The 9,271-nt window shown below is 60.4% G+C and carries 9 protein-coding genes; 5 read left to right on the forward strand and 4 right to left on the reverse strand.

Going from position 1 to position 9,271, the window contains the following annotated elements:
* Positions 1-14: 14 nt before the first annotated feature.
* Entirely contained in the window at positions 15-836 is an 822-nt protein-coding gene (locus ACP7EE_RS19385; protein ID WP_426235968.1) for an aldo/keto reductase, read from the reverse strand.
* Positions 837-1,018: 182 nt separating this feature from the next.
* A complete protein-coding gene (locus ACP7EE_RS19390; RefSeq protein WP_426235970.1) occupies positions 1,019-2,167 on the reverse strand; it encodes an aldose epimerase family protein in 1,149 nt (382 codons plus the stop codon).
* A gap of 246 nt (positions 2,168-2,413) precedes the next feature.
* Here ACP7EE_RS19390 and ACP7EE_RS19395 point away from each other — a divergent pair, with 246 nt between their 5' ends.
* The 3 genes from ACP7EE_RS19395 to ACP7EE_RS19405 all read left to right on the forward strand — a co-directional run bounded on the left by ACP7EE_RS19395 (position 2,414) and on the right by ACP7EE_RS19405 (position 5,343).
* The gene (locus ACP7EE_RS19395) at positions 2,414-3,163 is read left to right on the forward strand and encodes a hypothetical protein (RefSeq protein WP_426235972.1); all 750 of its coding nucleotides are present in this window, start codon (positions 2,414-2,416) and stop codon (positions 3,161-3,163) included.
* An 80-nt stretch (positions 3,164-3,243) separates the two neighbouring features.
* Entirely contained in the window at positions 3,244-4,458 is a 1,215-nt protein-coding gene (locus tag ACP7EE_RS19400; RefSeq protein ID WP_426235974.1) for an MFS transporter, read from the forward strand.
* A gap of 99 nt (positions 4,459-4,557) precedes the next feature.
* On the forward strand, positions 4,558-5,343 hold the full coding sequence (locus tag ACP7EE_RS19405) for a sulfite exporter TauE/SafE family protein (protein ID WP_420650171.1): 786 nt from the start codon (positions 4,558-4,560) through the stop codon (positions 5,341-5,343).
* On the opposite strand, the gene ACP7EE_RS19410 is transcribed toward ACP7EE_RS19405, so the two are convergent.
* Positions 5,325-5,801: a GNAT family N-acetyltransferase gene (locus tag ACP7EE_RS19410; protein WP_426235976.1), complete on the reverse strand. Its 477-nt coding sequence runs from the start codon at positions 5,799-5,801 to the stop codon at positions 5,325-5,327. The genes ACP7EE_RS19405 and ACP7EE_RS19410 overlap by 19 nt on opposite strands.
* A 176-nt stretch (positions 5,802-5,977) precedes the next feature.
* On the opposite strand from ACP7EE_RS19410, the gene ACP7EE_RS19415 reads away from it, so the two are divergent.
* Complete coding sequence (locus ACP7EE_RS19415; RefSeq protein WP_426203768.1) at positions 5,978-6,544, forward strand: DUF4174 domain-containing protein; 567 nt, start codon at positions 5,978-5,980, stop codon at positions 6,542-6,544.
* A gap of 71 nt (positions 6,545-6,615) precedes the next feature.
* Here ACP7EE_RS19415 and ampC read toward each other — a convergent pair whose 3' ends face one another.
* Positions 6,616-7,782 carry a class C beta-lactamase gene (ampC, locus tag ACP7EE_RS19420; RefSeq protein ID WP_426235979.1) on the reverse strand — a complete coding sequence of 389 codons (1,167 nt, stop codon included), beginning with the start codon at positions 7,780-7,782 and terminating at the stop codon, positions 6,616-6,618.
* Positions 7,783-7,942: 160 nt separating this feature from the next.
* On the opposite strand from ampC, the gene ACP7EE_RS19425 reads away from it, so the two are divergent.
* Positions 7,943-8,821: a LysR family transcriptional regulator gene (locus tag ACP7EE_RS19425; RefSeq protein ID WP_426235981.1), complete on the forward strand. Its 879-nt coding sequence runs from the start codon at positions 7,943-7,945 to the stop codon at positions 8,819-8,821.
* The last annotated feature ends 450 nt before the right edge of the window (positions 8,822-9,271 follow it).

A 9,271-nucleotide genomic window follows, 5' to 3' on the forward strand; every position in this document is an offset into this window, starting at 1 on the left:
CAGCGGACGGTGGCTCAGACCATGGCCAGCCGCTGCTTGCGTTGTGGCGCGGGGAACGCCTGCTCCAGCGCCGCGAGATCCCCGGCATCCAGCTGCAATTGCGCCGCTTGTGCATTGAGTTGCACGTGTTCCGGGCGCACCGCTTTGGGAATCGCAATAACCCCATCCTGACGCACAATCCACGCCAGAGACACCTGTGCCGGGGTCACGTTGTGACGAGCGGCAATCTGTTTTAGCACCGGGTCGGCGAGCAGCGCGCCGCCCTGGCCGATCGGACAGTAAGCCATCAGCGGCATGCGCTGCTGCTGGCACCACGGCAGCAGGTCGAATTCGACGCCGCGCTCTTCGAGGTTGTACAGCACCTGATTGGTCGCGCAGGCCGGGTTGGAGAGCTCTTCGAGGTCGTCGACATCGAAATTCGACACGCCCCAGCGGCCGATCTTGCCGTCCTCGCGCAGCCGTTCAAAGGCCTCGACGGTTTCCTCCAGCGGATACTGGCCGCGCCAATGCAATAAATACAGGTCGATGTAGTCGGTGCCGAGCCGGCGCAAACTGCGCTCGCAGGCCTGAGGGATAGCTGTGCGACTGGCGTTGTGCGGATAGACCTTGCTCACCAGAAACACTTGATCGCGCAGTCCGGCGATGGCTTCGCCGACTACAGTTTCGGCGCCGCCCTCGGCGTACATTTCCGCCGTGTCGATCAGGCTCATGCCCAGTTCGATGCCGCTGCGCAACGCCGCCACTTCACGCTTGTGCGCCGAGCGGTCTTCGCCCATGCGCCAAGTGCCCTGACCAATTACCGGGACCTGCACGCCTGCCAGTTCAAGGGTACGCATCCAATCCTCCTCTGCGAAATCGTCGATACCTTCAGTGGGCAGCAAAATAGCCCGTGGGTTCCGTGAGTCTTATAAAAGCAAAAGATCGTCCGATCGCGGCCCGAGCCTTCGGCAGCTCCTACAAAGGAATGCGATCCCCTGTAGGAGCTGCCGAAGGCTGCGATCTCTTGATCTTAATTTTGTTATTTCGCGGTGAATTTCAGCAGCACGCTCTGGGTATAGGTCTGCCCAGGATCCAGGCGCGTGCTCGGGAAGTTTTTCTGGTTCGGCGAATCCGGATAGTGCTGCGTCTCCAGAGTGAACGCGCCCCAGTGCGGATACACCTTGCCGCCCTTGCCCTTGACCGTGCCGTCGAGGAAGTTGCTGGTGTAGAACTGCACACCCGGCTCGCTGGTGAACAACTGCAAATGCCGTCCGGAATGTGGATCGCTGACTTCAGCCGCCAGTTTGCTCGCATCACCCTTGGCGTCCAGTGCCCAGTTGAAATCGAAGCCACCGTGTTTCTCTTCGGCAAATTTCAGCTGCGGATGATCAGCCTTGATGTGCTGGCCGATGGCAGTCGGTTTGGTGAAATCCATCGGCGTGCCGGCCACGGGGGCCAGTTCGCCGGTCGGAATCAGTTTGGCGGTGACCGGGGTGTAATGGCTGGCGTGCAGGGTTGCGACTTGCTTGAGGATGTCGCCATTACCGGCGCCGGCCAGGTTGAAGTAGCTGTGGTTGGTCAGGTTGAGCACGGTCGGTTTGTCGGTGCTGGCCTTGTAGTCGATGCGCAGCTCGTTGTTGTCGGTGAGGCGATAGGTGACCTCTGTAGTGAAGTTGCCGGGGAAACCCATTTCACCGTCCGTCGACAGATAACTCAGGGTCACGCCGACCGAGTCTGCGTCCTTGGTTTCCTGCGCTTTCCAGACCTTCTTGTCGAAACCCTGCGTGCCGCCGTGCAAGGCGTTGCTCTTGTCGTTCTGCGGCACTTGATAGCGCTTGCCGTCGAGTTCGAACGCACCGTCCGCCAGACGATTGCCGAAGCGGCCGATGGTCGCGCCGAAGTACGCGGTGCCTTTCTGGTACCCCTGCACATCGTCGAAGCCGAGCACGATGTCGTCGAGCTTGCCGTTCTTGTCCGGCACCAGCAGCGATTGCAGGGTGCCGCCGTAGGTGATGACCGTGGCCTGCATGCCGTGGCTGTTGCGCAGAATGTATTGCTCGACAGGCGTGCCGTCATTGGTCTTGCCGAAGGCTTTGTGTTCGCTGGTCAGGCCAGCGGCTTGCGCGGAGAGGGTGGCGATCATCAGAGACAGTCCGAGGCCGGAGAGCAGGAGTCGGGATTGAAGCATGGTTGACTTTCCTTTTTGTTGTTGTTTTCAGAATCGACAAATAGTCATGCTAATTGATGCTTGAGTGAAAATTTATAGCGGATTAAAGGTTTATTGCAAAGATAAAGTCGGACTAATTTGCAGTGGGCGATGCGCCGAAGGTCGGCTGTGCGCGCCCGACACTGCACTTTTTCGCAATCTTTGGCTCTATCCATGGCCAAGGTTGCGGTGACTCCCGTCGCACAGGAACGTGTCCGTCAAACATACATGCCGAGAGTTTTCCGCCAGATCGCTGCTTTCATTTACCGCCCGTGCCTGTTGCTGGCGTGTCTGTCGACGTTGTTGCTCAGTGGCTGCAGCCACCAGCAAGGCAATAATTTTTTCAACCAGATGCGCGAGGGCCGGCCGCAGGAATTCCTGCAGACCAGCGTCGACCGCATGGCCACCCTGGCCATGCGCGATAATCTCGACAGCCTCTATCGGCTGATGGGCAAACTGTACTTGCGCAATCCAGACGAGCTGCGCAAGTCGGGGTTCCTCAACGTCAACACAGCGGTCAAACAGGTGCGCCTGGCCATCGAGCAGCAGCAACCCTTGCCGCAATTGGGTGGCAAAAAAGATCTGGCGGCGCTGAGCTACGCCATGAGCCCGGAGTTCCTCGGCGACCGTGTTGGCGCGTTCATCTACGCGATCGGCAGCATGCTGGTGACTGCCCACGGCAATCGCACCGAGTTCTACATGACCGATGCCATCGACCCGACCTTCGTCAACAACGCCGCGCGCAACATTGAGAAAGCCACGTGGATTCTGGCTCAGCGGCAGAACAAGGAAGGCCAGCCGCTGCTGTTCTCCAATGAAATCTCGGAGGAGGGCAGCAACCTGAGTTTCGCCACCGAATTCGGCAAAGTCGTCGCGCGGCTGGATTTGTTGACGCAAATGCTCGACGAGCGCTATCGAAGAATTGGCCTGAATTACGCACAAAGTCTGCTGTTTCTGAATTTTTTACCGGTGCAGTGAGCCAGGTCGGGTAGAGTGGCGGGCGGCGGAATTTGTATACAATCCGCCGTCATATTGACTCAAAGGGAGCTGCACCCGTCATGACCGACCCCGCAAGCGCCGATTTCGCCAGCCTCGAGCGTGCCACCCGCACAGACAAATTGCCCTACGCCGCGCTGCTGGCGTTCGCCATGACCGGCTTCATCGCCATCCTCACCGAAACCCTACCGGCCGGGCTGTTGCCGCAGATCAGCGCCGGGCTGAATGTCAGCGAAGTGCTGGCCGGGCAATTGGTGACGCTGTATGCGCTGGGCTCGATTGTCGCGGCGATTCCGCTGACCGTCGCCACGCGTGGCTGGGGACGCAAGCGTGTACTGCTGATGACGGTGGGCGGGTTTCTGTTGTTCAACACCATCACCACGTTTTCCGGCCATTACGGACTGACTCTGGCCTCGCGGTTTCTCGCCGGGATGGCGGCGGGGCTGTCGTGGGGGATCATGGCCGGGTATGCGCGCGGGATTGTGCCGGTGCATCTGCAAGGCCGGGCGCTGGCGATTGCCATGCTCGGCACGCCGGTGGCGCTGTCGCTGGGCACGCCGGCCGGCACCTGGCTGGGTCATCTGATCGGCTGGCGCGCCTCATTCGGCATCATGTCCGCGCTGGCGCTGGTGCTCGCCGCGTGGATTGTCGTCGCGGTGCCGGATCGCCCCGGCCAGGCCAGCAGCGACCGCCTGCCGCTGCTGCACGCGTTGCGCATGCCCGGCGTGCGCCCGGTGTTGTTTGTGGTGCTGACGTGGATGCTCGGCCACAACATTCTCTACACCTATATCTCACCGTTCCTGATGCAGGCCGGGCTGGCTGAGCGCGTCGATCTGGTATTGCTGGTGTTCGGTCTGTGTTCGCTGGTGGGGATCTGGATCATCGGCATGCTGGTGGATCGCTGGTTGCGCTGGCTGACGCTGATCAGCCTCGCGGTGTTCGCTGTGACCGCGCTGGTGCTGGCGCTAACCACGACCTCGCCATGGCTGATCTATGTGTGCATGGCGGTCTGGGGCTTGTCGTTCGGCGGCTCGGCGACGTTGTTGCTGACCGCGGCGGCGGACTCGGCGGGTGAGCATGTCGACGTGGTGCAGGCAATGCTCACCACCTCATGGAACGTGGCGATTGCTGGCGGCGGATTGTTCGGCGGGTTGCTGCTGGATCGGGCCGGGGCGATGTCGTTTCCGTGGGCGCTGCTGATCTTGTCGTTGATTGCGCTGGCGACGGTGTGGCTCAACAGCAATCACAGTTTCAAGCCGGGACGTCGTCTGCATTGAGCGCAAAGGCATAACGATAGATCGGATCGATATAGGAGGTTATAAGAAAAATCGCTATGCTGCGGGCCAGTTTTTCCTGTCGTTTTTCTGGACGTCTTAATGGAATTGGCAAATTTCGGCCTGGTGATCGCCGGGCTGGTGGTGGGTTTTATTGTCGGCATGACCGGTGTCGGCGGCGGTTCGTTGATGACGCCGATCCTGCTCTGGTTCGGCATCAACCCGGCCACGGCGGTGGGCACTGACCTGCTGTACGCCGCCATCACCAAATCCAGTGGCGTGCTGGTGCACCGCAAAAACAACAACATCGACTGGGCCATCACCGGATGGCTGACCCTCGGCAGCGTGCCGGCGGTGGCGATGACGTTGTGGTTCCTCAGCACGCTGCACACCGCACCAGATGCGATGAACGCGATCATCAAGCAAGCGCTGGGCTTCGTGCTGTTCGCCACGGCGCTGGCGATTTTCTTCAAGAAACGCCTGCTGGATTTCGCCCACAAACGTGCCGGCGGCAACTACAACCCCAGCGGTCCGCGCCTGAATGCCATGACCGTGCTCACCGGTCTTATCCTCGGCACCATGGTTGCCCTGACCTCCATTGGCGCCGGCGCCCTCGGCACTGTCGCACTGTTCATCCTCTATCCGCTGCTGCCCACCCGCCGCTTGGTCGGCACCGAAATCGCCCACGCCGTACCGCTGACCCTGGTCGCCGGTCTGGGCCATGCGAGCATGGGCAACATGGATTGGGGCGTGCTGGGCTTCCTGCTGATCGGCTCGCTGCCGGGGATCTGGCTCGGCAGTCACCTGACCGGCCGTATCTCCGATGAGGTGCTGCGTCCGTGCCTGGCGACGATGCTGGTGTTGATTGGTTATAAATTGGCGTTCTGAGTGAGCGCCATTTTCATCACCGTCACCGGCAATCCTTCGTAGTCCACTTCTTCGACCACCTCCCAACCCAGTCGCGCATACAGCGACTGCGCCGCGTCGGTGTACAGGTACAACTGCGGCACGCCGAGTGCGGCAGCTTCGGCGACAATGCGCTTGACCAGTTGCGAGGCGATGCCGCGACCACGCTGCTCGGCCTTTACGTAAACCCCGGCCATCCACGGCGTCAGCTCGGGGCGGGTTTCCATGTCGCTGTCGATCAACAGTGCGCCGCCCAGCAACTTGCCGTCCTCCAATGCAACGACCACGCTGGGAATCGCACCTTTGCCGCAAACCGCGCGCATGCGCTCGGTTCGCGCCTCTAGCGTGTCTTCAGGGCTGTACTCGCCCCACTCCTTGAAGTTGAGCTCGGCCAGTTCTTCGATATGTTCCGGGTGATCGCACAAGTAGTCGATGTGCATGCTGCGTGAACTCCATTTCGTGGGCTGAACGCCCACCCTAATCCGCGCAACCCCGGTTGCGCAATGACGGCCCTGACCTAAGCTTTGGGCAAGGCGACGCACATTTGCCGGGCAACCCCCGGAACAATCGCCGCGATGCGCAATCATTAGAGCGTGGATATCAAAAGGAGATGCGCATGCTCATCAGGTCACTGACCCTGACACTCTTGCTGGCGATTGCCGGCCCCTCGTTCGCTGGCGACAACGATTCACCGCTGGACGTCGACAAAGGCAACTATCGCCCATTGATCGTGATCGCCAACAGCACGGTGGACCCGGTCTGGGTCGGCCTGAAAAAGTCGCTGGAGGACCCGGCCAACAAACAAGGCATCGCCGACCGCAAGCTCAAGGTCTACACCATCCTGAGCATGTCCGGTCAGCTCGACGGCAAGGACCTGGGCCAGCAAGACACCATGGCGCTGCTGCGTTCGCTGAAACTCGGCGCCGGGGCTTATCCGAAAATCTTCCTGGTGGGCAAGGACGGCGAGACCAAACTGGCAGCTTCGGGCGATGAAGCCAAGTCGGTGGATCTGAAGAAAATCTTCGACACGATCGATGCCATGCCGATGGCTGAAAAAGAAGCTGCGGCAGCGGTTGTGACGCCGCCGGCAGCGACTGAACCGGCGCCGGCCAAAGGTGCGAAGGGCAGCAAACCGGTGAAGCCGGCCAAACCGAGCAAGCCACCGGAAATGCCGGATGATTGATTGGCGGCTGCGGGGCTGAGTTGAAAAAAATGGCGAACGGTTTAAAGCGTTCGCCATTTTTTATTGCCCGATTACTTGGTCAGCTCAGCCAAAATCCCATGCGCAATCTTCACCCGTTCGGCATTCGGGTAATTCTTGTTCGCGAGAATCACGATGCCGACCTTCTTCGCCGGCACGAACGCAACATAAGCACCGAAGCCACCGGTCGAGCCCGTCTTGTTCAGCAACACATTCGCCGGTTCAGGTTGTGGCGGGTTCAGCCATTTGACGTTGTGCGCTTCCATCGCCATCGGCGTCGAGTTGCCGGCCAGCAGGCGCTCGAGGCTGATCGGGTAGGTGTAGCGTTCCCAGCCCAGGCCCTGGGTCATGTCGCCGACGCTGTAGTAGCCGGTGTGGGTGAGGGCGATGGCTTTTTGCAGGGGGGCTTCGAGTGGCGCGGAGCTCAGGTTGGCGTCGACAAATTTGAGCAGATCTGCGGCGCTGGTCTTCACGCCATAGGCTTCGGCATCCAGTGCGCCGGGGCTGACGCGCACCGCTTGGTTGTTCTTGTCATAGCCTTGGGCGTACAGCTTCTCTTCAGACGCGGGCACCGAAAGGAAGGTGTGCTTGAGCCCGAGTTTCGGCAGCAGGGTTTCGGTCATGGCCTGATCGAACGGCTGGCCGAGGCTTTTGGCTGCCAGATAGCCGAACAATCCAATACTCGGGTTGGAATATTGGCGATGGCTGCCGGCCGGATAAGTCGGTTTCCACTGTTGGAAATAGCCGAGCATCTTGTCGGAAGAATCTGCAGCATCCGGGAATTGCAGCGGCAGTCCGCCAGCGCTGTAGGTGCCCAGTTGCAGCACGCTGATGGTGTCGAACGCACTGCCGCGCAGTTCGGGCCAGACCTTGCTCGCCTTCGCGGAAAAATCCAGATTGCCGTTGGCCTGAGCGTAGCCGCCGAGGGTGGCGGTGTAGGTTTTGCTCACCGAGCCGATTTCAAACAGGGTGTTTTCGCTGACGGTCTGACCGGTGCTTTGGTCAGCGACGCCGTAGTTAAAGTAATGCGGTTGGCCATCGACGGTGATCGCCACGGCGACGCCGGGAATGTTCTGTTGTTGCATGACTGGTGTGACCGCATCCTTGACCAGCGCTTGCAGTTGAACGTCGGATAACGGCGCGGCCATGCACGCACTGGCGCCGAGGAATAGTCCAAATGCGCTGTAGGACGTGACTCTGGTCAGATTAATTGGAAACATAAATGAACCACTCTCCATGAGTGCTGATTGTCTTATCCCGCTAGACTGCGGGCAATTTCGCCACTGGCCTGCCGAGCAGCGCCGCCAATCTAGGCAGTTCGGCGCCTGCCGGCAAACGATGAAATCTCGCACGAGCCATTAGAAAAATTTGGGACTGGGCATGATCCGACCACAATTACCCCTCAATGCGTTGCGCGCCTTCGAAGCATCTGCCCGACATTTAAGCTTCACCCGCGCCGCCGTGGAATTGTGCGTGACGCAGGCAGCCGTCAGCCATCAGGTGAAAAGCCTCGAAGCGCAGCTCAATGTCACCCTGTTCAAACGCCTGCCCCGTGGGCTGATGCTGACCAGTGAAGGCGAAACCCTGCTGCCGGTGCTCACCACTTCGTTCGATCATATCGCGCAGATGCTCGAGCGTCTGGCGGGCGGGCAATATCGCGACACGTTGACGGTCGGCGCAGTGGGGACGTTCGCGGTTGGCTGGCTGCTGCCGAGGCTGGCGGACTTTCAGGCGAAACATCCGCTCATAGATTTACGGCTGTCGACTAACAACAACCGGGTGGATGTGGCGGCTGAGGGCCTGGATTACGCGATTCGTTTTGGCGCCGGGGCGTGGCACGGCATTGAGGCGACCCGCTTGCTCGATGCGCCGTTGTCGGTGTTGTGCGTTCCGGAAATCGCTCGGCAATTGCACACGCCGGGAGATCTTCTTCAGCAGCGCTTGTTGCGTTCATATCGCACCGATGAATGGCCGGAATGGTTTCACGCCGCAGGACTGGCGACCCATGCCGCGCCGCCGCAGAGCATCGTCTTCGACTCGTCGTTGGCGATGATGGAAGCGGCGTTGCAGGGCAGTGGCGTTGCGTTGGCGCCACCGCTGATGTTTGCCCGGCAACTGGCGGCAGATTTGATTCGCCAGCCGTTTGCGATCGAGATCACCACGGGCAGTTACTGGTTGACGCGGTTGCAATCGCGGCCGGAATCGGCCGCGATGATGGCGTTCAAAAACTGGTTGCTGCAAGCCTCGGATCAACACTGAACCCTGTGGGAGCCAGCCTGCTGGCGATGGCTATCTCTGAGGCGCTGATGCTGTTGCGGATGTACTCAAAACCTGTGGGAGCTGGCTTGCCAGCGATGGCGTCGGGGCAGGCGATGATTTTTTTGCGGTGTACATATCCGTTGCTGCGGTAACGGCTTCTTGGGGTTCCGCCCTGACGGCGGGTCACCTTTTTCAAACGCCAAAAAGGTAACCCAAAAGGCTTTTCCCTGACGTTCGGCCCTCGCTGGGGCTCGGGTTCCTTCGCTCCGGGATTGTTCCGGGGGCATCGCCTCCGGTTTGCTGCGCTGCACCTCCTCTCGATGTGTTTGGCTGCGCCAAACGGTCGCTGCGCTCCCACCCCGGATCAATCCCTCCACTCAGCCTGCCGACGGGCGCTTGAGATCAAAAGCCGCAGCCGAGCTAACGCTCATCCTGTTGAGTGGGGCGGCT

The organism is Pseudomonas sp. TWP3-2 (assembly GCF_049897765.1).
GTDB lineage: Bacteria > Pseudomonadota > Gammaproteobacteria > Pseudomonadales > Pseudomonadaceae > Aquipseudomonas.